Raw genomic sequence first — 23,739 nt, 5'->3', positions numbered from 1 at the left:
TCGTCCGCGCCGTGATGCGCATGACCGTGTCGCGATCCGGACGGAGCGTGGGCGGCGGGAGGCATGACGCTCGATGCTGTGCGCGTGCCGACCATCCGCTTCGCCGGCGCCGCCGGCGCCCTGCTGATCATCGCTGTGCTCGTCGGTGCCGCCCCCGCCGCCGCGGAGCCGACCCGCGGCCCCGACTGCCCCGAGACCCGGGCGCAGCTCGCCGGGCAGCACATCACGTCCACCGAGGGCCTGCCCGACCTCACCTGCGCCGACCTGCACGGCGCCATCCTCGACGGCCTCGACCTCGGCCAGGAGGACCTGTCCCGCATCGACGCCCACGGCGCCTCGTTCCGCGGCACGGACCTCGTGCAGGCCACGCTGACCGGGGCCAACCTGCGCGGCGCCCGCTTCGACAACGCCGACCTCACCCAGGCGCACCTGGACATCGTCGACGCCCGCGACGCGTCGTTCGCCGACGCCGACCTCGGCCAGGCCGACCTGCCGAAGGCGGACCTGCGCGGCGCCGACTTCACCGGCGCGTCACTCAGCCAGGCCGACCTGCCGGACGCGGATCTGCGCGGCGCCGACTTCACGGGTGCGTCGCTCACCCAGGCCGACCTCAGCGGCGCGGACCTGCGGGGTGCCCGCACGCTCTTCGCCGGGGCGATCCAGGCCGACGCGGAGGACGCGAAGGTGGACATCCTCGACCCGCGCACCTTGCAGGTCGCCCTGCTGGCGATCCTGATCGGCCTGGTGCTGCTGGTGAAGTCGCTGATCAACGTGCTCAGGGGGCTGACGCCGGGCGACCGGCCGCTGAAGCGGGGGCTGGCGCGACTGGCCGTCTACACGGTGGTCAGCCTGATGATCTGGCTTCCCGCCGGGATGGTGCTGCCGTTGATGTTCGTCTCCGTCCTGTACCCGTGGCTCGTCGGTGCCCTGCTCGTCTACCTCTCGGGCGCCGTGCGCGGCTACCGTCCCGCTCGGTTCGGCCGGTTCAACCCCGACCCGGACCCGTCGAACTTCAGCATCAACTTCGGCACGGCCCGCTGACGCCCCTCACAACGGCTCCTCGAAGTGGCGGATCAGGTCGCCGACGCTGCGGAGCCAGCCGCGGACGCGCCCGCTCCAGTCCTCGCTGCCCAGCAGGATGACGGCCTCGCCGCCGAGGAACGACAGGCCGATGAGCCCCGCGACGTCGCCGGGGCGCATCGGCCCGAGTGACCCGAACCGCTGCTCGGCCTCGGTCGCCACCCGCACCAGCACGGAGAACCAGCCCTCGAGCATCGCCGTCACCCGGGCCGCCACCTGGGGGTCGGACCAGCCGGCCGCCATCATCTCCTGCAGCACCCGGACGTAGCCGGAGGCGAGGTCGTCGTCGAGGAAGTCGCACGCCTGCTCGTAGCGCTTCCAGAGGGGGGTCTCAGCGCCGTACATGCGGACCTGACGCTGCACGAGCTGCTGGTTCTCGTGGTCGAGCAGGGCGAGGATGACGCCCTGTTTGCCGCCGAAGTGGTAGTGGATCTGGCTCAGCGGCACCCCGGCCTGCTCGGCGACCCGGCGGGTGGACAGCGCGGCGTATCCGTCCGCGAGCAGGCACGTCCTCGCCGCTTCGATGATGCGGCCCTGCGTGTTCAAACCGTCTCCAATGGATGCGTGCTTGTTCGGTCGGTCGACCGAATGCTACCTTGCCCAGTATCGGTCGGTCGACCGAACAAGAGAGGTGGCATCATGATCCGCAAAACTTCGGTCCTCGCCTACGGCGGGGTGGCCTACCTGGCCTTCCTCGCCGCCCTGCTCTACACGATCGGGTTCCTCGCCGGCATCGGCGTGCCCAAGGGCATCGACGACGGCACCGCCGGCCCGGCCTGGCGGGCGCTGCTCGTCGACTCGGGCCTGCTGACGCTGTTCGCCGTCCAGCACAGCGTCATGGCCCGCCCGTGGTTCAAGCGCTGGTGGACCCGCTTCGTCCCGGCCGCGATCGAGCGCAGCACCTTCGTCCTCGCCTCGACCGCGGCACTGGTCCTGCTGCTCTGGCAGTGGCAGCCGCTGCCGGCCACCGTCTGGTCCGTCGGCCCGGCCTGGGCCCGCGGCATGCTGTGGACGGTCTACGCGCTCGGCTGGGCGATCCTGGTGTTCAGCACGTTCGCCGTCGGCCACTTCGACCTCTTCGGCCTGCGCCAGGTGCTGGCCCGCGCCCGCGACCGCCACTACGCCGAGCCCGGCCTCCGCGAGCCCCTCATCTACCGGCTCGTCCGGCACCCGCTCATGGTCGGCTTCCTGATCGCGTTCTGGGCGGCGCCGGACCTGAGCGTCGGGCGCCTGGTCTTCGCCCTGGCGACGACCGGCTACATCATGGTGGGTGTCCGCCTGGAGGAGCACGATCTGCGCGCCCAGCTCGGCGAACCCTACGAGGACTACCTGCGCCGGGTGCCGCGCTTCGTGCCCCGCCCGGCGCGCTGAGGGAAGGGCACGGGCGATGCGCGCGCGACAGGCTGACGCCGAGGGGTTCGTCGAGCACGACGGCGTCAAGGTTCACTTCGAGGTGCACGGTGACAGCGGCCCGACGATCCTGCTGCTGCCGACGTGGACGCTGGTGCACAAGCGGATCTGGAAGCTGCAGGTGCCGTATCTGGCCCGGCACTTCCGCGTCGTCACGTACGACGGGCCGGGCAACGGGCGGTCCGACCGGCCGCTGACCCCGCAGGCGTACGGGCAGGCGGCGCAGGTCGCCTACGCGCTCGCCGTGCTCGACGCGACCGGCACCGGCAAGGCCGTCGTCGTCGGCCTGTCCCGCGCGGTCAACTGGGCGCTGGAGCTCGCCGCCGAGCATCCCGGGCGCGTGCACGGCACGGTCGCGATCGGCGCCTCGATCGCGCTCACGCCGCCGGCGCAGGCGCGGGCGGCCTCCGGCGGGCTGGACGACCGGCCCGCGCCCGACCTGCCGCCGTCGGCGGTGCCGCGGCTCGGCGCCGACCCGGCGGGCCACTGGCGCAAGTACAACCGGCGGTACTGGCAGTCGCACCACGACGACTTCGCCTGGTTCTTCATGGGGCAGTGCTTCAGCGAGCCGCACTCCACGAAGCCGGTCGAGGACGGCGTCGCCTGGGCGCTGGAGACCACCGGGGCCGTGCTCGACGTCGAGAGCCAGGCGGACCGGCCCGGGCGCGAGGAGATCGAGGACTGGTGCGGCCGGTTGACCGGCCCGGTGCTGGTGCTGCACGGCAGCGACGACCGCGTCGCCCCGCCGGCCCGCGGCGAGGCGCTCGCCGAGCTCACCGGCGGCGAGCTCGTGGTCATCGAGGGCGGCGGGCACATTCCGCTCGTCCGCGACCCCGTCCAGGTCAACCTGCTGCTGCGCGGGTTCGCCGAGCGGTTCCGCCCGCCGGAGCCGGCCCGTCGCGGGTGGAGCCGCTGGCAGTCGCGGCCGCGCCGGGTGCTGTACCTGTCCTCGCCGATCGGGCTCGGCCACGCCCGGCGCGACCTCGCCATCGCCGCGAAGCTGCGCGAGCTGCGGCCCGGCGTCCAGATCGACTGGCTCACCCAGGACCCCGTGACCCGCATGCTCGCCGACGCGGGTGAGCGCGTCCACCCCGCGAGCCGGTTCCTGGCCAACGAGTCCGCGCACGTGGAGAGCGAGTCCGGCGAGCACGACCTGCACTGCTTCCAGGCGCTGCGCAGGATGGACGAGATTCTCGTCGCCAACTTCATGGTGTTCCACGACCTGCTGGAGTCGGAGCGCTACGACCTCGTCGTCGGCGACGAGGCGTGGGACGTCGACCACTTCCTGCACGAGAACCCTGAGCTGAAGCGTTCGGCGTACGCGTGGCTCACCGACTTCGTCGGCTTCCTGCCGATGCCGTCCGGCGGCGAGCGCGAGGCGCTGGTCGCGGCCGACTACAACGCCGAGATGATCGGTCACATCGACCGCTACCCGCGCCTGCGCGACCGGTCCGTCTTCGTCGGCGACCCCGACGACGTCATCGACGAGCCGTTCGGACCGGGGCTGCCCCGCATCCGCGACTGGACCGACGAGCACTATGACTACGCCGGCTACATCACCGGCCCTGTCACCGGCCCTGTCACCGGCCCTGTCACCGGCGCGGAGCCCAGCACCGTGACCGGCGAGGCGCGGGACGCGTTGCGAGCGTCGCTCGGATACCGGCCCGGCGAGCGGGTCTGCGTGGTCACCGTCGGCGGGTCCGGGGTCGGCGGGCACCTGCTCCGGCTCGTCGCCGCGGCGTTCCCGGAGGCGGCCAGGCGGGTGCCGGGCCTGCGGATGATCCTGGTGGCGGGCCCTCGCATCGACCCGGCCTCGGTGGCGGCCCCGGCGGGCCTGGAGGTCCTGCCGTACGTGCCGGGGCTGGACCGGCACCTCGCCGCGTGCGACCTGGCGGTGGTGCAGGGTGGGCTCACGACGTGTATGGAGCTGACGGCGGCGGGGCGGCCGTTCATCTACGTGCCGCTGCGCAACCACTTCGAGCAGCAGTTCCACGTCACGCACCGGCTCCGCCGGCACGACGCCGGGCGGCGGATGGACTACGACACCCTCACCCCGGACTCGCTCGCGGCGGCGATCGCGGAGGAGATCGACCGCCCGGTCACCTACCGCCCCGTGCCGGCCGACGGCGCCGCCCGTGCCGCGGCCCTGCTCGCCGAGCTCTTCTGACCCGGCGTGCGGGGCCTGCCAGGATGTGCGGATGAATCCGCTGCGCTTGATCGAGACGTCGCCCGGCAAGTACTCGCTGCTGCTGAACGCCGGGAGCACCCCGGTCGACACCGCCGTCCAGTCCCTGGGGCACGAACCCCACGGCTACTTCTGGGCGGCGGTCGCCCGGCTGCTGGTCGGTGTCGAGGCGCCGGACCTGGGCGGGCGATTCTCGTTCGACCCGGAGGCCGGCATGTTCTGCGCGTACGGGACCGACCGGGGCGCGCTCGAGGCCCTGTCGAAGCTGCTGACCCCCGTCGTCACGGACGCCGACCAGGCCCGGAAGGCGGTCGCCCTGGCCGTGGCGAAGGGGGTCGACCTCGACGACTGAGCGCGTGTCCGAGCAGACTTCGTGATGGCCGAAGTCCCGGGGACAGCGGAGCTGAGAACCGTCGCTCGCAGGGGACGTCGACATTCACCGGGCCGCTGGATCCGCGCCGGCCGCCGCCGGTGTGTCGGACCGGTCCCGGCCCGCGCGGACCACGATGACCGGGCGGTCCGACTTGTGGACCAGGGTGTCGGAGGTGCTGCCGAGCAGCAGCTCGCTGAGCTTGCGGTGCCCGTGCGCGCCGACCACGATGCCGGGGCTGTCGTGCTCCCGGGCCACGCGCATCAGGGTGTCGGCGGCGGTCAGGTCGTCGGCGACGGCGAGCGCGGTGACGGCCGTGAAGCCGGCCTCCCGGGCGAGGTGCGCGCCGTGCCGGGCGGTCTGTTTCGCCGTCTCGTACGCGGCCTCGTCCAGCTCGGCGGCGCTGCGCAGGTCCAGGGCGGCCGGTGGGAACTCGAAGCCGGGCACGGGCAGCGTGGCCGGCTCGAAGCGTCGCCCGGCCTCCCAGACGGTCACGACGAGCGCCGGCTGCGGGCCGAGCAGGGCCGCCGCGTCACGCACCGCCCGCCGGGCGGCCTCAGAGCCGTCGAAACCGATGATCACGGGTGCTCCTGTGGTCACCGTTCCCACCGTACCGACGGATCCGCCGCCGGCAGGGTGAGGCCGGGGTGGTGTCCGCGGAAGGCCGCACGGCCACCACGGCGCTCCGCGCGGCCCGCCCGATCACGTGGGACCACCGGCGCCGATCGGGCTGGCAAAATGGCCGGATGAACTCGGAGCATCGACGGATCCCGTTGTCGGCGGGCTTCCGGCGGCACCTCGGCCGGCGGGTCGGCGCGCGGCTCGCGGTCGGCGGGCTGCAGCTGCTGCTCGGCCTGCTGGTGGGGGCGGCCGCCGGGTACGCGGCGATCCCCGTGTTCTACCCGACGATCGAGGACGAGGCCAGCGCGGACCGGACCTTCCTGCTGCTGCTGGCCGCGGGCCTGGCGAGCAGCCTGGTGGCGACCGGCATCGGCGTGTTCCGCATCCTCACCCCGCCCGCGACGCTGCGCGGCGACCTGCTGTCGCTGCGCGAGGGGCGGCGGACCCGCCGGGTGCACCTGGCCGCCGCCCAGACGGTGCGGCTGGAGGCCGCCGACCGGGCGCTCGTCGACGCGCTCGCCGGCGGCCGCGAGTGGCGCGCGGGTGACCCGGTGCCGGCGATGACCGTCACCGGGCCCGGCCCCGGCGGCGGCACGCACACCGTCGCCGCCCCGCTCACCAGCCGCGACGGGGTGCCGCTGCCGCCGGAGCAGTACGTCGCCCTCGCCGCGGCGTTCGGCGCGAACCCGGCCGCCGCCGATGCGGTCGCGTGGCTGCGCCGCTCGGCGGCGGCCCGGGCCGCCGCGCTCACCCCCGCACTGTCTTGACGGAGAGCTTCGGGTCGGCGGCGATCGACGCCTCCGAGTAGCGGCAGTCGCGCAGCTGCTTGTTGCGGAACAGCTGCGTCTGGTCGGCGTAGTTCGGCGAGTTCGGGTCGGTGGACTCGCTGTAGGTGAGGACGCAGCGCGCCGACGGGCCCGAGGACGTGTACGCGAGCGTCAGCAGGAAGCTGGTGCCGTAGTTCACGACGTACCCGCGGTCGGTGAGGTCACTGCCGTCGGCGAACGTGCCGGGGTTCATGAACGGCTCACGGGACGAGCCCGGGAACGGTTCGTACTGCGCCATGTTCGCGATGCCGACGTTCTCCGTCGAGCCGGGCACCGGGATCCGCTGGCCCGCCTTCACGGTGTACTGGACGGACTGCAGCTGCACGTTCAGCGGCAGACCGAGGGCGCGCATCCGCAGCATCGCGCGGGCGAGCCCGGTCAGCAGCGGCGCCGGGTCGGCCGGTGCGCCGCGCGGGGTGCGGCCGGGGTCGGCGGGGTTGAACGCCACGCCGAACAGCGGACCGGCGGTCGTGAGCGCGTCGGGGTGCTCGGCGAGGACCGCGCCGATCGTCTCCCGCCACAGCACCGCGCCGCGGCTCGGCAGCTCGAACAGCCGGTCCCAGGCGGCGAGCGCGGCGCAGCCGGCGCTGATGTCGACCGGGGTGCCGTCCACGTTCACCGGCCGGGTGCCCTGCGCGCGGCAGGCCGCCACCGTGTAGCCGGCGAGCTCCGCGGCCGTCAGCGAGTCGCCGGAGAGGATGGCGGTGCCGAGGCCGGCGAGGTCGAAGCGGGCCGTGCCGGTGATGAGCCGCAGGTTCTGCCGCGACCGCGCCGACAGCGGCGTGCCCTCCGCGCCCTGCAGCGGCGAGAAGCCTGTCAGGAAGGCGTTCTGGTTCGGCACCCAGTGGCTGTCGTTGGAGTTGAAGACGTAGTCGCGCCGCTGCAGCTGCGGCTGCTGGGCGAAGGGGATCAGCCCCGGCGAGCGCGCCCCCGGCTGCACGACCCACGCGTTGGCGCTGTCGCTGCCGTTCAGCGCGCCGAGCGGGTGGTTCGCCATCTCCCCCAGCGACGCCGCGGACAGGTTCGGCGTCGGCGACGAGTCGGTGTACCAGGCGTTGCCGGCCGAGTCGGTCGCGATCGTGTTCACCCACGGGATGCCCTGGTCGCGGCCGATCGACGCGCGCAGGCCCGCGACGTCGGTGGCGCGGGCCATGTTCATCCACACCCGCAGCAGCCGGTCGTTGTCGATGTTGGCGTCGCGGTACGTGTAGGCCGTCGTCGCCGTCCACCCGAACGCCGGGTCGATCGCCGACAGGTCCAGCACCGGCCCGTACCGGGTGAACCACATGGTGCGGGTGACGGTCTGCAGCGCGCCGCCCTGGTTGACCCGGATCGTCACCTGCTTCGACGTCATCGCCTCGGGCCGCCCGTCGACGAGGTACGTGGTCGGCGAGCCGGGGACGAGATCGACGGAGTAGAAGGTGAAGCGCGAGCCGTCCGCGACCGTGTGCGTCCACGCGACCTTGTCGGTGAAGCCGATCTGCACCCCGGGGATGCCGCCGAGGCTCGCGCCGTACACGTTGAGGCTGCCGGGGACGGTGAGCTGCGACTCCCAGAACTTGAGCTCGCCTTCCCACGGGAAGTGCGGGTTGCCGACCAGCATGCCCCGCCCGGTCTGGGTCTTGTCCGCGCCCAGTGCCCAGCCGTTGCTGGACAGCGCCTTCTGCTGCCGCAGCGCGGCCAGTCCGTCGGTGGTGACCTCCGGCGCGATCGCGAGCGCGGCGCCCACGCTCCCCGGCGGGGTGGCCGAGGCGATCGGTGCGAGCAGCGCGCCGCCGCTGGCCAGGAGCGCGATGTCGCGCTGGTACGCGAGGACGTCGACCGCGGAGATCGGCGCGATCCACGGTTGGCCGGCGCACCAGCCGGGCACTCTGCCGGGGCCGGTGGCGGCCAGGAACGCGTTGAAGCCGCGCACGTAACCGTTGAGCACGTCGCGCTCCTCGGGCTGCAGCCTGGTGAGCTGCTCCCGGGCGCGGTCGACGAGGCCCAGCGACTGGTACGCGAAGTCGGTCGCCAGGTTGGCGCCGTCGGGTCCGGGGCCGAACCACCGCGACCGCTCGCTGCGGACCTTGACGACCTGGTCGGCCAGGTCGCAGAACCGGTCCTCGGCGTAGGCCCAGCCCTGCCCGAACGCGGCGCCGCCGACGCTGGTGGCCAGCACGTGCGGCACGCCGTAACCCGTGCGCCTGATCACCGCGGTGTAGACCCCGGAGGTGACGATCTCCGCGGCGGCCGCGCCGGCGGGCACGCCGACGAACGCCGGCGCGAGCAGGCCTGCTGCCGATAACAACGTGACGATCCGACGGGCGCGATGCACGGCTCCTCCGATGTGACGCAACGGCGGTTCGAATCTGCGCTTTTCACCATGTGCAAGAAGACGCGTTTCAATGACGAATGCGACGTTTTCCCCGGTCACGAGGTGCGTGACGCGTCAGGTCACCATATTGCAATCAGTGACCTTTGTACTACCGTCAATGCGGGATCAATCGAGATTCAATGATCAACCCGGAAATTGATCGAATTCGCCGATCCGCCGCTTCACGCTGGGCGGGTGGCCGTGCCGTCCAGCCACAGGGTGTCGCTGTCGTCGCGGTGGGTGCCGGTCGTGCCGACGTGCTTGCCGGGGATCTTCGGGCCGTTCTTGATCACGTGGACGAGCGCCATCGCGTGCCCGCGCCCGAGGTCGAAGTCCTCCTTCAACCAGTCGACGATCGCGCCGGCCTTGACCCCGGGCGCGTCGAGCCCCCGCTCGGCCGCCAGTGCGAGCAGCTCCCGCGGGGTCTTGCCGGTCTTGGTCTCGATGTTGTCGAGGTACGCCTGGAACGACATGCCGGTCTCCTCCGTCATCGGCACGCTCACCGTGCCGCCACCAACGCGTCGAACGGCCCTTCGTGCTTTCGACATCCGCCCGCAAACTTTTTCCGGCCTGCTCCGCCTCGATGAACGGGTTCACCGGGGCTCCCTTGCGAAGAAGGCCGTCGCCCGCCGCAGACCCCACGTGAGCGCCACGCAGCCTGGGTCACCCCAGCGGGTGGATGGGGGTGCCAGACTTGGACGCATGGGTCTGTACACAGTGACGGAGGCGCGGGCGGCGCTCGACCGGCTCCGGCCGCTGCTCGACGAGCTCGTCGCCGTGCGGGCGGACGCGGCGGAGCTGGCGGCGGCGCTCGCGCCCGGTGGGCTCGGGACGGAGCTGGGCGGGTTGCCGGAGTGGAAGGCCAGGTCCGCGAGGTTCGACGAGCTGGTGACCGAGGTGCAGCAGAGCGGGGTGCACCTGAAGGGCGTGGCGCCGCTGCTGCTCGACTTCCCGGCCGAGCTCGACGGCGTGCCGGTGCTGCTGTGCTGGCTGGAGGGCGACCGGGAGCTGGCCTGGTATCACCGCGCCGACCTCGGGTTCGCCGGCCGCCGCCCCCTCGCCTGAGGACGCCCCCGACGGCCCTACCGGGCGGGGATCTCGCGGTCGGCGACGATCTCGTAGACCAGGTCGGTGGTGATGGAGCCGACGCGGGCGAGCTCCGAGGTGATGCGGGCGAGGTCCGGCATGTCGGCGGCGACGATCTCGGCGACGTAGCACGCCTCGCCGGTCACGCGGACGCAGCGCACGATCTGCGGCTCGCGGTCCAGGACGGCGGCGACCTTGTCGTACAGGGCGCCGTGGACCTTCATGCGCACGACCGCGCGCAGCGGCAGGCCGCACGCGCCCGGGTCGACCCTGGCCGTGTAGCCGGTGATGACGCCGCGCTCCTCCAGGCCGCGCAGGCGGGCCCTCGTCGCGGACACGCCCAGGTGGATCTCGGCGGCGAGAGCCGTCAGCGACGCGCGGGCGTCCCGCTGCACCGCCGCGAGCAGCTGCCGGTCCACCTCGTCGAGCCCGGGTGCGGTCATCGCGGCAGGCTACCGCAGATCCTGCGGCGAACCGCCCGCGATGCCGCACAAACGGCCTCCACCCGCGGCGGGGCGGGCCGTAGCGTCGAGGTCGTGCCTGAAACCTCGTTCGTCTACGTCGACGTGTTCGCCTCGGCCCCGCTCACCGGCGCGCCGCTCACCCTCGTGACCGACGCCGACGGCCTCACCGAGCGGCAGATGCGGGCGATCGCCCGCGAGTTCAACCAGTCGGAGACCACGTTCGTCCAGCGGCCCACCCGGCCGGGGGCGACGCGGCGGCTGCGGTCCTTCACGCCGACGGGGGAGGAGGTGTACGGCGCCGGCCACAACGCCCTCGGCGCATGGCTGTGGCTCGCCGCGTCGGGCGGTCTGGACGGCGGTGGCGACTTCACGCAGGAGATCGGCGCGGACGTGCTGCCCGTCCACGTGCGCAACGACGACGGGCGGGTGGTGGTGACCATGGAGCAGTCGCCGCCCGTGTTCGGCGCCGTCGTCAGCGACCGGGCCGAATTGGCCGCCGCGCTCGGGCTGCGCGAGGAGGACCTCGTCGCCGACCGGCCGGCCCAGGTGGTCTCCACCGGCGCCGGGCACCTGCTCGTGCCGATCCGTGACCGCGCCGCCGTGGACCGCGCCGCGCCCGACGCCGCCCGGCTCACCGCCGCGCTGCGGCAGGTCGGGGGTGAGGGCTGCTACCTGTACACCGGCGACACCGTCGACAAGGACGCCACGGCCTACGCGAGGTTCTTCAACCCGGCGATGGGCATCGCGGAGGATCCGGCGACCGGCACCGCCGCCGGCCCCCTCGCCGCCCTGCTGGCCGCGGGTGAACGCGGCGAGCCGGGCGAGGCCGCCGTCGTCGTCGAGCAGGGGCACTCGATGGGCCGGCCCAGCCGGATCACCGTGACCGTCGCCGGCCCGCGGGTGCGGGTCAGCGGCTCCGGCCTGGTCGTCGCCCGCGGCACCATGACCCTGCCGGAGGCGTCGTGACACCGGACGACGAGCGGTTCCTGCGCCGGGCGATCGCGATCGCCGTCGAGGCCCGCGCGGCGGGCGAGGCGCCGTTCGGGTCGCTGCTCGTCGCCACCGGTGGCCGGGTCCTCGCCGAGGAGCACAACACGGTCCTGTCCGACGACGACATCAGCGCGCACCCGGAGCTGAAGCTGGCCCGCTGGGCCGCCCGCCACCTGACCCCCGCGGAGGCCGCCGCCACCACGATGTACACCAGCTGCCAGCCCTGTGGCATGTGCACCGGCGCCATCGACCGCTCCGGCCTCGGCCGCGTCGTCTACGCCCTGTCCGCCGGGCAGCTCGACGCGCTGAAGCCCACCGGTGGCCTCCCGCGGGTCCCGCAGGAGGGGCCGGCCCTGCTCGACGCGGCGCGGGCGGCCGTCGAGGGCTACTACACCGCATGACGGGGGTGGCGTGGGACCGGGTGTACGGCTGCGACGGCACCTCCGAGCACGTCCCCGCCCTGCTGGAGGCGTTGCCGGACGCAGACCCGCGGACCCGGGCCCGCGCCCGCGCCGAGCTGTCCGGGCACCTCTACCACCAGGGGACCCGATGGCACGCCAGCGCCGTCGTCGTGCCGTTCCTGGTCGCGCTCGCCGGCGACCCGGCGACCCCGGACCGGCCCGACCTGCTGTGGATGCTCAGGAAGGTGGCGATCGGTGACCACCGCGACGACGCCCTGCCGTTCGACGCACGCGCCGCCTACCCGGCGGCGGACGCGATCACCGACGAGCGGCTGCTGACGCTGAACCGGTGGCTGGCCGGCGACGACGAGGCGGGCGAGCCCGAGCCCGACGACGCCGGACCCGACCGCTGGGCCCGGGACGCCTACGACGCCCTCGCCGCCCACGCCGGGACCGTCATCGGCTGGGTAGGCGACGCGGACCCGGAGGTCGCGGATCTGGCGGCCGCGCTCCTGGCGTGGTTCCCACCCACCCCGGCGGCGGTGGCGGCACTGCTGGCGACAGCGAGCGCCGCGGCCAACCTGACCCTCGCCCACCTGCCGGTCGGCGACCCGGCCGTCGACCGGCACCTCACGGAGCGGCTCGGCCACCCGGACGAGCAGGTGGCACTGACGGCGGCGATCGCCCTCGCGTACCGGCACCGCGAGGCCACCCCGGAGCCCGCCCTGACGATGCTCGCCGTCGCCGCCGACCCCGACAGGCCGCTCCCGCCCGACGTGCCCGGCTGGGACGACCGGGCGCTGCGCGGCTTCGTCGCCCTCGCCCTCGCCCGCATCGGCTGGTGACACCGACCCGGCCGTCAGCGGTTGAGGGGGTCGGGCAGCGGGTCGCCCTGCCGGACCAGGCCGCTCTGGTACGCGAGGACCACCAGCTGCGCCCGGTCCCGCACGTTCAGCTTCGTCATCGCCCGGTTGACGTGCGTCTTGGCGGTCAGCGGCGACACGAAGAGGCGCTCGGCGATGTCGTCGTTGGACAGGCCGTGCGCGACGAGGACCAGGACCTCGCGTTCCCGGTCGGTGAGCAGATCCAACGCCGGCGGCGCCCCGTCGGCGTCCGGCCGCAGGCTGGTCAGGAAGCGGCTCACCAGGCCGCGGGTCGCCCGCGGCGACAGCAGCTGCTCGCCGCCCGCCACGACCCGGATCGCGTGCAGCAGGTCGGCGGGGGCGACGCCCTTGCCGAGGAACCCGCTGGCGCCCGCCTGCAGCGCGAGCACCACGTTGTCGTCGGTCTCGAACGTGGTGAGCACCAGGATCCGCACGCCGGCGAGGTTGTCGTCGGCGCCGATGCGGCGGGTCGCCTCGAGCCCGTCCATGCGCGGCATGCGGATGTCCATGAGGACGACGTCGGCGCGGGCGGTGCGGGCCAGGTCCACGGCCTCCCGCCCATCGGCCGCCTCCCCGACGACCTCGAAGCCGGGCTCCGAGTCGATGATCATCTTGAAGCCGGCGCGGATCAGCGCCTGGTCGTCGGCGAGCAGCACCCGGATGGTCATGCCCGCTCCGCCGGGTGCGCCGAAGGCTCCGCCGGCAGGACCGCGTGCACGCGGAACTCCTGCGCGCCGCCCGGGCCGACCGGGCACGCGGTCACGCTCCCGCCGGCGGCCGCGGCGCGCTCGCGCATGCCGAGCAGCCCGTAGCCGGCGCCCTTCTGGGCGGCCGTCCGCATCCGGTTGCTGACCTCGAGGACCACGTCGCCGGGCGTGTACTCCACGAGCAGCCGCGCCGAGCCGTCGCCGTAGCGGTGGGCGTTGGTCAGGGCCTCCTGCACGATGCGGTACGCCGCGAGATCCACCATCGCGGGCAGCTCCCGCGGCTGCCCGACCTGCCGGTGCCGCACCGGGAACCCGGTCGTCTCCAGCGTGGCGAGCAGCTCCGGCAGGCGCGCGAGGCCGGGGGCCGGCTCCGGGGCCGGCTCGGTGGCCTCGCGCTCGTCGGCGCGCAGCACCCCGACCACCGACTGGATCTCCTTCAGGACCGTGTCGGACGCCTCACGGATGTGGTTCAGGACCGGGCCCACCTGGTCCGGCCGGCGCTCCAGGATGTGCGCGGCGGCGCCCGCCTGCACGCTGATGACCGCGATCTGGTGCGCGACGACGTCGTGCAGCTCCCTGGCGATCCGCAACCGCTCGTCCATGACGCGGCGGCGGGCCTCGTCCTCGCGGGTCTGCTCCGCCCAGCGGGCGCGCTCCTCGACCTCGGCGACGTACGCGCGGTGGGTGCGCGCCGCGTCGCCGACCGCGGCCGCCATGAAGATCCACGCGAAGATGCCGAGCGTCTCGCCCCGCCACCAGTCGCCGGCGGCGACGATGAGGCCCGTCAGGTACACGATCCCGGACGCGGCGAGCGCGCACACCCAGCCCTTGCGCCGGTCGGTATGCGCCGCGATCGAGTACGTGATGACGCCGAGCGCCACGATCAGCCCCGGGTTGCTGACGCCCTGCAGGATCGCGCCGACGGTGGCGGACGTGGCGATGCCGAGCGCCGCCAGGGGGCGCAGCCGGCGGACGAGGACCGCGACGAACGCCACGCCCGCGACGATCACGTCGCCCGTGGCGGCCCGGTCCGCGGCGGCCGCGCGCAGCACCGCGAACGCCAGCACGAGGGCGAGCAGGATGTCCAGCAGCAGGGGCCTGCCCGCCGCGTATCTCCACACCCTGGTGAGCGCGGTGTCGCTGCCGTCCATGCCCTGCACCGTACGCGGCCTTCCGCGGCCGCGGCGTCGTCCGGCCGCAGTAGCCCCCACCGGCGCGGGTACCACGGCTGCAGTAGTGCGGTGTCTGCGCTCGGACGACGCCTTCCGGGCCGCCGGCCGGGACCGTGGACGGCATGGCAACCTACCTGTACCGGCTCGGAAAGCTGAGCTTCCGCCGCCGGAAGCTCGTCCTCGTGCTCTGGCTGGCGCTGATCGCGGCCCTCGGCGCCGGCGCGGCGACGCTGTCGGGCCCGACGGCCGGCACCTTCGAGATCCCGGGCACGCAGGCGCAGGAGGCGCAGGACCTGCTCGCGCAGCGCTTCCCGCAGGCCGGCGCGGGCGGCGCGCAGGCGCGGGTGGTGTTCGCCGCGCCGGCCGGCCAGAAGCTCACCGACCCCGGCAACGCCGCCGCCGTCGAGCGGACCGTCACCGCGCTGAAGGCCGGCGGGCGGGTCGCCGGCGTCACCGACCCGCTGCGGGGGACCGTCAACCAGGCCGGGACCGTCGCGTACGCGCAGGTGACCTACACCGTGCAGCCGATCGGCCTGACGGACGCCGACCGCGCGGCGCTGGTGGACGCGGCCCGCGCCGGACGCGACGCGGGCCTGACCGTCGAGATCGGCGGCGACGCCCTGCAGGCGCCCGCGGAGCAGGGCATCGGCGAGGTGATCGGCCTGCTCATCGCCGCGCTCGTCCTGCTGGTCACCCTCGGGTCGCTCGTCGCGGCGGGCCTGCCGCTGCTGACGGCGCTGCTCGGCGTGGGCGCCGCGATGGCCGGCATCCAGATCGTGACCGGCTTCGTGGACCTCAGCAGCACCACACCGACCCTCGCGCTGATGCTCGGCATCGCGGTCGCCATCGACTACGCGCTGTTCATCGTCTCGCGGTTTCGCCACGAGGTCGCGCTCGGCCGGTCGCCCGCCGAGGCGGCGGGGCGCGCCGTGGGCACCGCCGGGTCCGCGGTCACCTTCGCCGGGCTGACGGTCGTCATCGCCCTGGCCGCCCTCGCCGTCGTGAACATCCCGGTCCTGACCCAGATGGGGCTCGCCGCGTCCGGTGCGGTCATCGTCGCGGTCCTGATCGCCCTCACCCTGCTGCCGGCGCTGCTCGGCTTCGCTGGTGACCGGGTGGCCAAGGGCCGGGTCGCCGCCAGCAGGCACAGCAAGGGCACCATGGGCCGCCGCTGGGCGGCGCTCGTCACCCGCAGGCCGGTCCTGACGCTCGTCGCCGCGGTCCTCGGCCTCGGGATCGTCGCCGTGCCGGTCCTCGACATGCGCCTCGGCCTGCCCGGCGACAACATGGCCGGCCCCGCCACCACCCAGCGCAAGGCCTACGACCTGCTCACCGAGGGCTTCGGGCCCGGCTTCAACGGCCCGCTGCTGGTCGTCGTCGACGCCGCCGCCAGCCCGGACCCCCAGGCCGCCGCGACGGCCGCCGCCGCGCGCATCGCGGAGCTGCCCGGCGTCGTCACCGTCAGCCCGCCGGCGCTCAACCCGGCCGGTGACACCGCGATCCTGCAGGTGATCCCCGCGACCGCGCCCGACGCGGCGCAGACCACCGACCTCGTGCACGCCATCCGGGCGCTGCCGCCGTCCGGTGGTGCCGCGCTCGCCGTCACCGGCACCACCGCCGTCAACATCGACATCTCGGCGAAGATGGGGTCGGCGCTCGGGCCCTACCTGGCGGTGATCGTGGTGCTCGCGTTCCTGCTGCTGTTGCTGCTGTTCCGCTCGGTGCTCGTGCCGCTGAAGGCGATCGGCGGGTTCCTGCTGAGCGTCGCCGCCACGTTCGGCGCGGTCGTCGCCGTGTTCCAGTGGGGCTGGCTCGCCGACCTCGTCGGCGTCGAGCAGACCGGCCCGATCGTCAGCCTGCTGCCCGTCATCCTCATCGGCATCGTGTTCGGCCTCGCCATGGACTACGAGGTGTTCCTCGTCAGCCGCATGCGGGAGGAGCACGTGCACGGCGCCGCGCCCAAGGACGCCGTCGTCAACGGGTTCAGCCACGGCGCCCGGGTCGTCACCGCCGCCGCGATCATCATGGTCAGCGTGTTCTCGGGCTTCATCCTGTCGCCCGAGGCCATGATCAAGTCGATCGGGTTCGCGCTCGCCGCGGCCATCCTCTTCGACGCGTTCGTGGTGCGGATGACCATCGTCCCGGCGGTCATGACGCTGCTCGGCCGCCGCGCCTGGGCGCTGCCGCGCTGGCTCGACCGCCTGCTGCCGGACGTGGACGTCGAGGGCTCACGGCTGCGGGGCGAGGAGCCCCCGGCGGTCCAGCCGGAGCTCGTCAGCGCTGGAACTGCCGCTCGATGAGGTCGAGCAGCGCCGCGTGGGTCGGCTGATCCGCGGCGGCGACGAGGCCGCCGGCCCCGGTGTGCAGCGGCTGCCCCCGCAGCCCGGTCACCACGCAGCCGGCGGCCTCGCACAGCGCGATCCCGGCCGCGAAGTGGACGCTGTCGCGCAGGTCGCCGTCGGTCACGTACGCCGCCCGCCGGCCCGCGGCGACCCACGCGACCGCGAGGGTGCTCGACACGACCCGCGGCCGGAACCGCTCGCCGAACCCCGGGTCCGCGAGGAGCCGCGCCGGGTGGAAGGCGGGACCGTGCGGGAACGGCGGGTCGAGGTTCACGTCCACGAGCGCGGACCGCGGCGTCGGCACGAGCTTCGCCTCCACCCCGTTGCCGCGCACGCGGGCCACACCGGCGGAGGCCGAGAAGGTCTCCCGGGCGAACGGGTCCACGGACACGGCCACGGCGGTGCCCGCGGGCGTGCGCAGCGCCACGTTGACCGCCACGAGCATCGCGCCGGCCGCGTAGTTGAGCGTGCCGCACAGCGGGTCGACGAGCCACGTGCGGTCGCCGCCGCCGATGTGGCCGGACTCCTCGCCGTGCACGGCGTCGCCGGGCCGGGCGGCCCGCAGCACCGCCAGGATCGCCCGCTCCGCCTCGATGTCGGCCTCGGTGGCGAAGTCGCCGCCGCCCTTCGCGAACCGGTCCAGGCGGGTCCCGAAGCGCGAACGGACCACCGCCGCGCCCGCTTCGGCGGCGGCGATGGCCAGTTCGAGATCGTCTGTCGTCACGCTCCGACGATAGCCGGGGCCTTCTCCATGATCGGCGTCCTGCCGCGACCGCGCAGGGCGATCCCGGCGGCGCACAGGACGGTCACCGCGAGGACGCCGGCGGCGAGCAGCGTCCTGCCGTCCGGGTCGAGCAGCGGCTGGCCGCGCAGGGCCTGCCAGGTGAGCAGGGCGATGAGGCCGCCGTACCCGAGCGCCGCCGCCCGCACGAGACCCCGCGCGACCCGCTGCTCGCCGAGCACCGAGGACGGCCGGCGCCGGGCGGCCGCGGCGAGCAGGAGTGCCAGCAGCGGCAGGGCCTGCAGGGCGTGGATGCCGACGAAGTGCGCGACGCGCAGGTCGCCGCCGGTCGTCGACCAGCCGGTGACGGGCATCGCCGGGCCGCCGTCGGCGACGCCGACGCTGTGCGCGCCGATCATGCCGACCGTCTCGCCCCGGTCCAGGGCCGCGTCCTGCTCGGCGGTCGGCTGGGTCATGAGGAACGCGACCAGCATCCCGGCGAGCGACAACGCGAAGCCGAGCCGGGCCGCGGACTTCAGCACCGGGTCGCCGCCGCGCTGGAAGGCGACCACGATCGCGACGACGAGGCTGGCCGTCCACAGCACCATGACCAGGTTGCCCATGAGCGACCACACGGTCTCGTCGAACGGGGTGGAGTTGTTGAAGTGGCTGGGCCGGCCCCGGACCCCTTGCAGCACGATCAGGACCATCTCGGCGGTGGCGGCGACGGCGACGACCGTCCCCGCCCACCAGCCGGTGCGCCGGCCGCGCCGGGTGGCCCGCAGCAGCCACGCCAGGGTCACCGCGTACACCCCCATGGAAACGGCGAACTTGAACGGCTTGAGCCAGGTGGGGCTGCCGACGACGAGCCGGTCGTCGACGAAGATCCCGACGAGGGACGCGAGGGTGAGGACACCCATCGCCGCCGCGAACCACAGCAGCGGGCGGTGCCATCGGACGGGCTGCGGAGCGGTCATGGTGGACTCCACGATGAGGGCTGATGATGCGTCCACGGTCCCAATCCGGGCGGGCCCGGCACATGCCCGCCGCCCCCCTTCTTCCGCTTACCGTCTCCCTCAGCCGCCGTGGTGGGGCTGTCCCTACCTCGGGCGTCAGGTGGGCGTGCCCGCGACGAACGCGAACGCGGCCGGGACGACCGTGCTCCAGTACCCGAAGTTGTGCCTGCCGCCGGTGTACGAGCCGGCGACCGGCGCCTCCGGCAGCTGCCGGTGCAGCGCACGGACGCCGGGGTAGAGCGGGTCGTCGCGGCCGCCGCGCCCGGTGCGCCGGCCGCGGGGAACGCCGGGCGCGGAGCCGCCGGGGACGGGCATGACCCCGGCGACTCCGCCGCACACAGCTTGACAGCAACCATGGAATGCTGGGGGGCGTGCCGATCATCGGGTTCCTGCACACCGCCGACGTCCACGTCGCGACGTTCCGCGCGCTCCTCGCCGACGCCGCACCAGATGCCGGGGACCTGCACGCCGTGGACGCGGCGTTGCTGGAGGACGCGCGGGCCGGCGCCGACGTGAAGGAGCGGCTCGCGGCGCGCCTGCGGGCCCTCGCCGCGGACGGCGCGGACGTCGTCGTCTGCACCTGCTCGACGCTCAGCGGGCTCGCCGAGACCGTCGACGCCGGTGTGCCGGTGCTGCGGGTCGACCGGCCGATGGCCGAGGCGGCGGTCGCCGGGGGAGGCCGGGTCGCGGTCGTCGCCGCGCTCGCCTCGACCCTCGCGCCCACGGCCGGCCTGCTGCGCGAGTGCGCGGCGCTGGCCGGCGCGACCGTCGAGATCGTCGAGGCGCCGTGCCTGGACGCGTGGGCGCTGTTCGAGTCGGGGGAACTCGACGCGTACGTCCGGCGGGTCGCCGAGCACGTCCGGGCCGTCGCCGCGACCGCCGACGTGGTCGTCCTCGCCCAGGCGAGCATGGCCCCGGCCGCAGACCTCCTGCCGGACCTGCCCGTGCTCAGCAGCCCGCGCGCCGCCGTCACCGCAGCCCTGCGATCCGTCGGCAAGCGCGGCCCCGTCGGCTGAATCCCGGGGCCGCCAGAGGCCCGCCTGGGGTCCGCCAGGGGTCCGCGGGGTGGTCCGCCCGGCGTATACGGTGGACGGGTGACGGCAGAGCAACCCGCCCGGCGGGCACCTCAGGCACACACGGGGCGAGTGGTCCGCACCGAGCGGCTCACCCCGAACATGCACCGCGTGGTGCTCGGTGGCGAAGGTCTCGGCAACTTCGACGCCGGACAGTACACCGACCACTACGTGAAGCTGATGTTCCCGCCCGAGGGCGTCGTCTACCCGAGCCCGTTCGACCTCGCCGCGATCCGCGAGCGGCTGCCCCGCGAGCAGTGGCCCGTCACCCGCACGTACACGGTGCGTGACTGGGACCCGGTGACGCGCGAGCTGACCCTGGACTTCGTCATCCACGGCGACACCGGTCTCGCCGCCCAGTGGGCGATCGCCGCCCGCCCCGGCGACGAGCTGTCCTTCGGCGGCCCCGGCGGCAAGTACGCGCCCGACCCAGCCGCCGGCTGGCACCTCCTCGCCGGTGACGAGAGCGCCCTGCCGGCCATCGCCGTGGCGGTCGAGCGCCTTCCCGAGGGCGCCGTCGTGGAGGCGTTCGTCGAGGTCGCCGACGCCCGCGAGGAGCAGAAGATCCCCGGCGTCACCTGGCTGCGCCGCGGCGACCGCCCCGTCGGTGCGGCACTCGTCGCGGCCGTCACCGGCGTCGAGTGGCGCGGCGACGACGTCCACGCGTTCGTCCACGGCGAGGCCGGCTTCGTCAAGGAGATCCGGCGCTACCTGCGCCTGGATCGCCGGGTGCCCATGGAGCGGCTGTCGATCTCCGGGTACTGGCGCCTCGGCCACGACGAGGACGGCTGGCAGGCGTCCAAACGCGACTGGAACACGCAGGTCGAGACGGAGCAGGAAGGCGACCGGCGGCAGTGACCCTGCTGCTGAAGCTGCTGCTCGCCCCGCTCCTCGTCCTCGCCTCGTCGCTCGCCGGCCGCCGCTGGGGCGCCGCCGTCGCCGGCACCCTCGTCGCGCTGCCGGTCGTCGCCGGCCCGATCCTGCTCGTCACCTGCCTCGAGCAGGGCCCGCGGTTCGGCGCCAGGGCCGCGTCGTCGGCGCTGCTCGGCCTGGTGTCCCTGGCCGCTTTCACGGTCGTGTTCGCCTGGTGCTCGCGGCGGACCGGCTGGGTCGGCTCCCTCGCCGTCGCGTGGCTCGCGACGCTCGCCCTGGACCTGGCCCTCGCCCGGCTGAGCGTCCCCCCGTTCGCGGGGTTCGCCATCGTGCTGGCGGCAGCGTGGCTCGCCCTCCGCGTCTTCCCGGTGGTACCGGCGCGATCCCGGCAGCGCGAGACCGCCTGGCCCTGGTGGGACCTGCCGGGGCGGGCCCTCGCGACCGCGGCCCTGGTCGTCACCGTCACCACCGCCGCCGACACGGTCGGCCCGTCGTTCACCGGCGTCCTCGCCCCGTTCCCGATCGCGACGAGCGTGGTCGCCGCCTTCGTCCTCGCCCACCAGGGCACCGACGGCGCGGTGCAGACCCTGCGCGGTGTGCCGCGCGGGCTGCTCGGCTTCGCCGTCTTCTGCCTGCTCGTCGCCGTCCTGGTCGAGCACCTCGGCACCCCGGTGACGTTCGCCGTCGCGCTCGCCGCGACGCCGGCGGTGCAGTTCGCCTGGCGCTGGGCGCTGTCCCGCCGCGCCGAGCCCGCCCTGGCGCCGGGCTGACATGCTGTCCGCCCGCGCCCAGCGGTTCCTGGCCGAGCACGCCACCCGTCACCCGCCGATGCCGGAAGCGGCGATCCGGGCCGCCGCCGGGGACCTGCCCGGGGACGCCGTCGAGGCGCTCGTGCGGTTCGAGGCCACGTACGGCGGCCTGCAGTACCCGGTCATCGTCGGCAACCCGATGGATCACGGCCTGGGCGGCGGTGTCGCCGTCCACGACACGCCGCTGGGTCCCGCGTTCACCGGCATCGTGGACGGCGACTGGACGTGGGGCGTCGACGTGCTCCTCGACGGCCGCACCGCGCTGGACCTGGGCGAGTGGCCGATCCGCGTCATCGACCGCTCCGTCGAGCAGCGCATCGAGAAGCACGCGCTGCTGGTCGAGGTCCGGGAATGGCCGCACCGCACGTACATCTGCCGCACGCCGCCACTCGTCGCACCGGTCGCGGACGAGCGCCCGCTGCCGCCCGCGGTGCCCGAGGCGAGCGGCCCGGCCGACCTGTGGTGGCGCGACGACGACACCGCCGTCGAGGCGACGCTGTTGGCCTGGGGCGACGGGCGGGACTCGTGGACGGTCCGGCACTTCCACCGGACGCTGCACGTGGCGCACCACGCCGACCCCATCGTCTACGCGGCGATGGGCCACGAGACGGTCCCCGCCACCTGGTGCTACCTGTGCTCCGGACACGTTGCGCCGGGATCACACTGCCTGCAGCCGCAGGCGCCGCCCTGAAGGCCCTGAACGCCCTCCAGGATCAGCTCCGCGATCGTCTGACGCAGCGCCGATCGTCAACCGGTGAGCCTGCCCGCTGCGAGCGGGGCCCTCACGGTGCTCACGAGGGCCCCGCGGGCAGGGGTCAAGCGATCCGCAGGTCGTCGATCGCCCAGTACCAGTTGTTGCTGGCGTCGTAGTAGCGGAACTTGACGACCATCCGGGTCGCGCCGGCCGGGACCGTCACGGGCAGCGACTCGACCTTCGCCCGCGCGTCGGCGCTGTAGCGCTTGACGAGCACGTCGGCGCCGCCGTTGAACGACACGAGGACGTCGGCCTTCTGCGCGCCCTCCTGCCGGTAGTGCGTCACGTAGTTGAGCCGGACCGTGCTGCCGGCGGTCACGGTGTAGGACGGGGACAGCAGCGTCGAGTCGAAGCTGGTGCCGCCGGCCTTGTCGTCGAACTCGTCGGAGTCGGCGACGGCGAAGACGCCGCGGGTGCGCAGCGCGTTCTCCCGCTCCTGGCCGCTCTGCGCCCGGCTCCAGAACTCGTCGGTGGTGAAGCTCCAGCCGTGCCACTCGGTGACCCCGCCGGACGGCATGCGGCTGCGGTCGACGGACCAGCCGGCGGGCGCGGTGGGCGTCCAGCCCTTGAGCGTCGCCGGGATGCCGGTCTCGTCGACCCGCGTCCGCAGCGACGGCGCGAGGGTGTCGAACGCGTCGCTGGAGCGGACGGAGACGGGCTTGCCGTCCAGGGCGGCGCTCACGCCGAAGTGGCCGAGCGCGGTGGCCGCGACGTCGGCGAGGCGGGTGTCGACCGGCCGGGCGCCGGCCGCGACGCCGGTGCCCTTGGCGAGGACGAACGTGCGGCGCTCGTCGATGCCGCAGCCGCCGTGGCCGCCGCCGGGGTTCGCGTGGCCGTGGTCGGTGGTGACGACGACCAGCCAGTCCTCGCCGCTGTACGTGGGGCGCGCCGCGATCGCCGCGAGCAGCTGGCCGAGCTGCTGGTCCTGCTTCTCGATCGCGGTCCGGTACGCCGTGCCGGTGCCGCTGGCGTGCGCGACGACGTCGGTGTTGCCCAGGTAGACGAAGGACGCGTCGGGGTTGTCGTTGCGCAGCCGGTTGACCGCGTCGGCGGTGATCTTCGCGTCGGCACTGACGTAGCCCTCGGCGTCGCCGTCGAACGTGACGCGGGTGTCGATCGCGGCACCGAACGTGCCCTGCGTGTGCAGCACGGCCCAGTCGACCGCCGAGTAGGTGCGGTAGGCCGGGTCGGCGCTCTCCAGGCGGGTGAGGAAGTCGGGGTAGGTCCCGTACTGCTTGCCGGCGAACGTGTTGTCCTTCACGCCGTGCTTGTCGGGGAACACGCCGGTCGCGATCGTCGACCAGCCGGGCCCGCTGGAGGAGGCCGCGACGCCCGGGCAGTACACCAGGCTCTCGCCGAGGGTGCCGCCGGCGGCGAGGGCGTCGAGGTTGGGTGCGTTCGCGGCCACCACGGCCGCCCAGTTGAGCCCGTCCATGCCGACCACCAGCAGCTTCTTGACGGGCGCGGCGGCCTGCGCGGGCGCTGCGGTGGTGACGAGCGCGGCGCCGGTGAGCGCCAGGCCGGTGGCGAGGGCGCCGGCCAGGATCGATCGTGGCATCGAAAACCTCCGAGTCGGGGTCGCGTCGCAACGCATCGAA

Annotated in this window: 25 protein-coding genes; 14 read left to right on the top strand and 11 right to left on the bottom strand. The window is 74.2% G+C overall.

The features are described from left to right. The first annotated feature begins 84 nt into the window (after positions 1 to 84). Complete coding sequence (locus ACFY3L_RS16500) at positions 85 to 1,041, top strand: pentapeptide repeat-containing protein (protein ID WP_389323740.1); 957 nt, start codon at positions 85 to 87, stop codon at positions 1,039 to 1,041. A gap of 6 nt (positions 1,042 to 1,047) precedes the next feature. Here ACFY3L_RS16500 and ACFY3L_RS16495 read toward each other — a convergent pair whose 3' ends face one another. After that, positions 1,048 to 1,626, bottom strand: coding sequence for a TetR/AcrR family transcriptional regulator (locus tag ACFY3L_RS16495; RefSeq protein ID WP_389323737.1), 579 nt, complete (start codon positions 1,624 to 1,626; stop codon positions 1,048 to 1,050). A 93-nt stretch (positions 1,627 to 1,719) separates the two neighbouring features. Between ACFY3L_RS16495 and mddA the strand changes: the two genes are divergently transcribed. Genes mddA through ACFY3L_RS16480 form a run of 3 tightly spaced genes read left to right on the top strand, consistent with a single transcriptional unit; the run spans position 1,720 to position 5,027 of the window. Continuing rightward, positions 1,720 to 2,451, top strand: a complete 732-nt coding sequence (gene mddA, locus ACFY3L_RS16490) for a methanethiol S-methyltransferase (protein ID WP_389323734.1) — start codon at positions 1,720 to 1,722, stop codon at positions 2,449 to 2,451. A 16-nt stretch (positions 2,452 to 2,467) separates the two neighbouring features. Then, the gene (locus ACFY3L_RS16485; RefSeq protein ID WP_389323731.1) at positions 2,468 to 4,657 is read left to right on the top strand and encodes an alpha/beta fold hydrolase; all 2,190 of its coding nucleotides are present in this window, start codon (positions 2,468 to 2,470) and stop codon (positions 4,655 to 4,657) included. A 31-nt stretch (positions 4,658 to 4,688) separates the two neighbouring features. After that, entirely contained in the window at positions 4,689 to 5,027 is a 339-nt protein-coding gene (locus ACFY3L_RS16480) for an Imm51 family immunity protein (RefSeq protein WP_389323728.1), read from the top strand. Between the two features lie 84 nt (positions 5,028 to 5,111). On the opposite strand, the gene ACFY3L_RS16475 is transcribed toward ACFY3L_RS16480, so the two are convergent. Next, positions 5,112 to 5,627: a universal stress protein gene (locus tag ACFY3L_RS16475; RefSeq protein WP_389323725.1), complete on the bottom strand. Its 516-nt coding sequence runs from the start codon at positions 5,625 to 5,627 to the stop codon at positions 5,112 to 5,114. 164 nt (positions 5,628 to 5,791) lie between these two features. Between ACFY3L_RS16475 and ACFY3L_RS16470 the strand changes: the two genes are divergently transcribed. Beyond that, the gene (locus tag ACFY3L_RS16470) at positions 5,792 to 6,433 is read left to right on the top strand and encodes a hypothetical protein (protein WP_389323722.1); all 642 of its coding nucleotides are present in this window, start codon (positions 5,792 to 5,794) and stop codon (positions 6,431 to 6,433) included. Here the strand turns inward: ACFY3L_RS16470 and ACFY3L_RS16465 are convergent. Both ACFY3L_RS16465 and ACFY3L_RS16460 read right to left on the bottom strand, forming a co-directional pair. Further along, complete coding sequence (locus ACFY3L_RS16465; RefSeq protein ID WP_389323719.1) at positions 6,414 to 8,810, bottom strand: penicillin acylase family protein; 2,397 nt, start codon at positions 8,808 to 8,810, stop codon at positions 6,414 to 6,416. The two genes, ACFY3L_RS16470 and ACFY3L_RS16465, sit on opposite strands and share 20 nt — an antisense overlap. A 221-nt stretch (positions 8,811 to 9,031) precedes the next feature. Next, complete coding sequence (locus ACFY3L_RS16460) at positions 9,032 to 9,340, bottom strand: DUF4287 domain-containing protein (protein ID WP_389323716.1); 309 nt, start codon at positions 9,338 to 9,340, stop codon at positions 9,032 to 9,034. Positions 9,341 to 9,551: 211 nt separating this feature from the next. On the opposite strand from ACFY3L_RS16460, the gene ACFY3L_RS16455 reads away from it, so the two are divergent. After that, a complete protein-coding gene (locus ACFY3L_RS16455; protein WP_389323713.1) occupies positions 9,552 to 9,914 on the top strand; it encodes a DUF2203 domain-containing protein in 363 nt (120 codons plus the stop codon). Positions 9,915 to 9,931: 17 nt separating this feature from the next. On the opposite strand, the gene ACFY3L_RS16450 is transcribed toward ACFY3L_RS16455, so the two are convergent. Continuing rightward, positions 9,932 to 10,378, bottom strand: a complete 447-nt coding sequence (locus ACFY3L_RS16450; RefSeq protein ID WP_389323710.1) for an Lrp/AsnC family transcriptional regulator — start codon at positions 10,376 to 10,378, stop codon at positions 9,932 to 9,934. Between the two features lie 93 nt (positions 10,379 to 10,471). On the opposite strand from ACFY3L_RS16450, the gene ACFY3L_RS16445 reads away from it, so the two are divergent. Genes ACFY3L_RS16445 through ACFY3L_RS16435 form a run of 3 tightly spaced genes read left to right on the top strand, consistent with a single transcriptional unit; the run spans position 10,472 to position 12,635 of the window. Beyond that, the gene (locus ACFY3L_RS16445; protein ID WP_389323707.1) at positions 10,472 to 11,365 is read left to right on the top strand and encodes a PhzF family phenazine biosynthesis protein; all 894 of its coding nucleotides are present in this window, start codon (positions 10,472 to 10,474) and stop codon (positions 11,363 to 11,365) included. Next, the gene (locus ACFY3L_RS16440) at positions 11,362 to 11,790 is read left to right on the top strand and encodes a nucleoside deaminase (protein ID WP_389323704.1); all 429 of its coding nucleotides are present in this window, start codon (positions 11,362 to 11,364) and stop codon (positions 11,788 to 11,790) included. The genes ACFY3L_RS16445 and ACFY3L_RS16440 overlap by 4 nt, the downstream gene beginning before the upstream one ends. After that, complete coding sequence (locus ACFY3L_RS16435; protein WP_389323701.1) at positions 11,787 to 12,635, top strand: hypothetical protein; 849 nt, start codon at positions 11,787 to 11,789, stop codon at positions 12,633 to 12,635. The genes ACFY3L_RS16440 and ACFY3L_RS16435 overlap by 4 nt, the downstream gene beginning before the upstream one ends. Before the next feature lie 14 nt (positions 12,636 to 12,649). On the opposite strand, the gene ACFY3L_RS16430 is transcribed toward ACFY3L_RS16435, so the two are convergent. Then, positions 12,650 to 13,342, bottom strand: a complete 693-nt coding sequence (locus tag ACFY3L_RS16430; protein WP_389323698.1) for a response regulator — start codon at positions 13,340 to 13,342, stop codon at positions 12,650 to 12,652. Beyond that, positions 13,339 to 14,532: a sensor histidine kinase gene (locus ACFY3L_RS16425; protein ID WP_389323695.1), complete on the bottom strand. Its 1,194-nt coding sequence runs from the start codon at positions 14,530 to 14,532 to the stop codon at positions 13,339 to 13,341. The genes ACFY3L_RS16430 and ACFY3L_RS16425 overlap by 4 nt, the downstream gene beginning before the upstream one ends. Before the next feature lie 143 nt (positions 14,533 to 14,675). Here ACFY3L_RS16425 and ACFY3L_RS16420 point away from each other — a divergent pair, with 143 nt between their 5' ends. After that, positions 14,676 to 16,853: an MMPL family transporter gene (locus ACFY3L_RS16420; protein ID WP_389323692.1), complete on the top strand. Its 2,178-nt coding sequence runs from the start codon at positions 14,676 to 14,678 to the stop codon at positions 16,851 to 16,853. Here the strand turns inward: ACFY3L_RS16420 and ACFY3L_RS16415 are convergent. The 3 genes from ACFY3L_RS16415 to ACFY3L_RS16405 form a co-directional block, all read right to left on the bottom strand. Next, entirely contained in the window at positions 16,828 to 17,619 is a 792-nt protein-coding gene (locus tag ACFY3L_RS16415) for an inositol monophosphatase family protein (RefSeq protein WP_389323690.1), read from the bottom strand. The two genes, ACFY3L_RS16420 and ACFY3L_RS16415, sit on opposite strands and share 26 nt — an antisense overlap. After that, a complete protein-coding gene (locus tag ACFY3L_RS16410) occupies positions 17,616 to 18,593 on the bottom strand; it encodes a hypothetical protein (protein ID WP_389323687.1) in 978 nt (325 codons plus the stop codon). The genes ACFY3L_RS16415 and ACFY3L_RS16410 overlap by 4 nt, the downstream gene beginning before the upstream one ends. 135 nt (positions 18,594 to 18,728) lie before the next feature. After that, a complete protein-coding gene (locus ACFY3L_RS16405; RefSeq protein WP_389323683.1) occupies positions 18,729 to 18,947 on the bottom strand; it encodes a hypothetical protein in 219 nt (72 codons plus the stop codon). Positions 18,948 to 19,003: 56 nt separating this feature from the next. Here ACFY3L_RS16405 and ACFY3L_RS16400 point away from each other — a divergent pair, with 56 nt between their 5' ends. The 4 genes from ACFY3L_RS16400 to ACFY3L_RS16385 all read left to right on the top strand — a co-directional run bounded on the left by ACFY3L_RS16400 (position 19,004) and on the right by ACFY3L_RS16385 (position 22,078). Beyond that, a complete protein-coding gene (locus tag ACFY3L_RS16400; protein ID WP_389323680.1) occupies positions 19,004 to 19,648 on the top strand; it encodes an aspartate/glutamate racemase family protein in 645 nt (214 codons plus the stop codon). A gap of 78 nt (positions 19,649 to 19,726) precedes the next feature. Continuing rightward, positions 19,727 to 20,563 (top strand): siderophore-interacting protein, encoded by an 837-nt coding sequence (locus ACFY3L_RS16395; protein ID WP_389323677.1) that lies wholly within the window; start codon positions 19,727 to 19,729, stop codon positions 20,561 to 20,563. Then, the gene (locus ACFY3L_RS16390; protein ID WP_389323674.1) at positions 20,560 to 21,348 is read left to right on the top strand and encodes a hypothetical protein; all 789 of its coding nucleotides are present in this window, start codon (positions 20,560 to 20,562) and stop codon (positions 21,346 to 21,348) included. Before ACFY3L_RS16395 ends, ACFY3L_RS16390 begins: the two co-directional genes overlap by 4 nt. A gap of 1 nt (position 21,349) precedes the next feature. After that, positions 21,350 to 22,078: a hypothetical protein gene (locus ACFY3L_RS16385; protein WP_389323671.1), complete on the top strand. Its 729-nt coding sequence runs from the start codon at positions 21,350 to 21,352 to the stop codon at positions 22,076 to 22,078. Between the two features lie 124 nt (positions 22,079 to 22,202). Here ACFY3L_RS16385 and ACFY3L_RS16380 read toward each other — a convergent pair whose 3' ends face one another. Beyond that, a complete protein-coding gene (locus tag ACFY3L_RS16380; RefSeq protein WP_389323668.1) occupies positions 22,203 to 23,699 on the bottom strand; it encodes an alkaline phosphatase family protein in 1,497 nt (498 codons plus the stop codon). Positions 23,700 to 23,739 lie beyond the last annotated feature (40 nt).

Source organism: Dactylosporangium sp. NPDC000521, assembly GCF_042898305.1.
Lineage (GTDB): Bacteria > Actinomycetota > Actinomycetes > Mycobacteriales > Micromonosporaceae > Dactylosporangium.
This window is presented reverse-complemented; position numbering and strand designations above follow the sequence as displayed.

What these genes read in the sequence shown, in the direction of transcription:
- mddA (WP_389323734.1), top strand. Translation starts at nt 1,720, where the DNA reads ATGATCCGCAAAACTTCGGTCCTCGCCTACGGCGGGGTGGCCTACCTG.
- ACFY3L_RS16485 (WP_389323731.1), top strand. Translation starts at nt 2,468, where the DNA reads ATGCGCGCGCGACAGGCTGACGCCGAGGGGTTCGTCGAGCACGACGGC.
- ACFY3L_RS16480 (WP_389323728.1), top strand. Translation starts at nt 4,689, where the DNA reads ATGAATCCGCTGCGCTTGATCGAGACGTCGCCCGGCAAGTACTCGCTG.
- ACFY3L_RS16470 (WP_389323722.1), top strand. Translation starts at nt 5,792, where the DNA reads ATGAACTCGGAGCATCGACGGATCCCGTTGTCGGCGGGCTTCCGGCGG.
- ACFY3L_RS16460 (WP_389323716.1), bottom strand. Translation starts at nt 9,340, where the DNA reads ATGACGGAGGAGACCGGCATGTCGTTCCAGGCGTACCTCGACAACATC.
- ACFY3L_RS16455 (WP_389323713.1), top strand. Translation starts at nt 9,552, where the DNA reads ATGGGTCTGTACACAGTGACGGAGGCGCGGGCGGCGCTCGACCGGCTC.
- ACFY3L_RS16450 (WP_389323710.1), bottom strand. Translation starts at nt 10,378, where the DNA reads ATGACCGCACCCGGGCTCGACGAGGTGGACCGGCAGCTGCTCGCGGCG.
- ACFY3L_RS16435 (WP_389323701.1), top strand. Translation starts at nt 11,787, where the DNA reads ATGACGGGGGTGGCGTGGGACCGGGTGTACGGCTGCGACGGCACCTCC.
- ACFY3L_RS16430 (WP_389323698.1), bottom strand. Translation starts at nt 13,342, where the DNA reads ATGACCATCCGGGTGCTGCTCGCCGACGACCAGGCGCTGATCCGCGCC.
- ACFY3L_RS16425 (WP_389323695.1), bottom strand. Translation starts at nt 14,532, where the DNA reads ATGGACGGCAGCGACACCGCGCTCACCAGGGTGTGGAGATACGCGGCG.
- ACFY3L_RS16420 (WP_389323692.1), top strand. Translation starts at nt 14,676, where the DNA reads ATGGCAACCTACCTGTACCGGCTCGGAAAGCTGAGCTTCCGCCGCCGG.
- ACFY3L_RS16410 (WP_389323687.1), bottom strand. Translation starts at nt 18,593, where the DNA reads ATGACCGCTCCGCAGCCCGTCCGATGGCACCGCCCGCTGCTGTGGTTC.
- ACFY3L_RS16405 (WP_389323683.1), bottom strand. Translation starts at nt 18,947, where the DNA reads ATGCCCGTCCCCGGCGGCTCCGCGCCCGGCGTTCCCCGCGGCCGGCGC.
- ACFY3L_RS16385 (WP_389323671.1), top strand. Translation starts at nt 21,350, where the DNA reads ATGCTGTCCGCCCGCGCCCAGCGGTTCCTGGCCGAGCACGCCACCCGT.
- ACFY3L_RS16380 (WP_389323668.1), bottom strand. Translation starts at nt 23,699, where the DNA reads ATGCCACGATCGATCCTGGCCGGCGCCCTCGCCACCGGCCTGGCGCTC.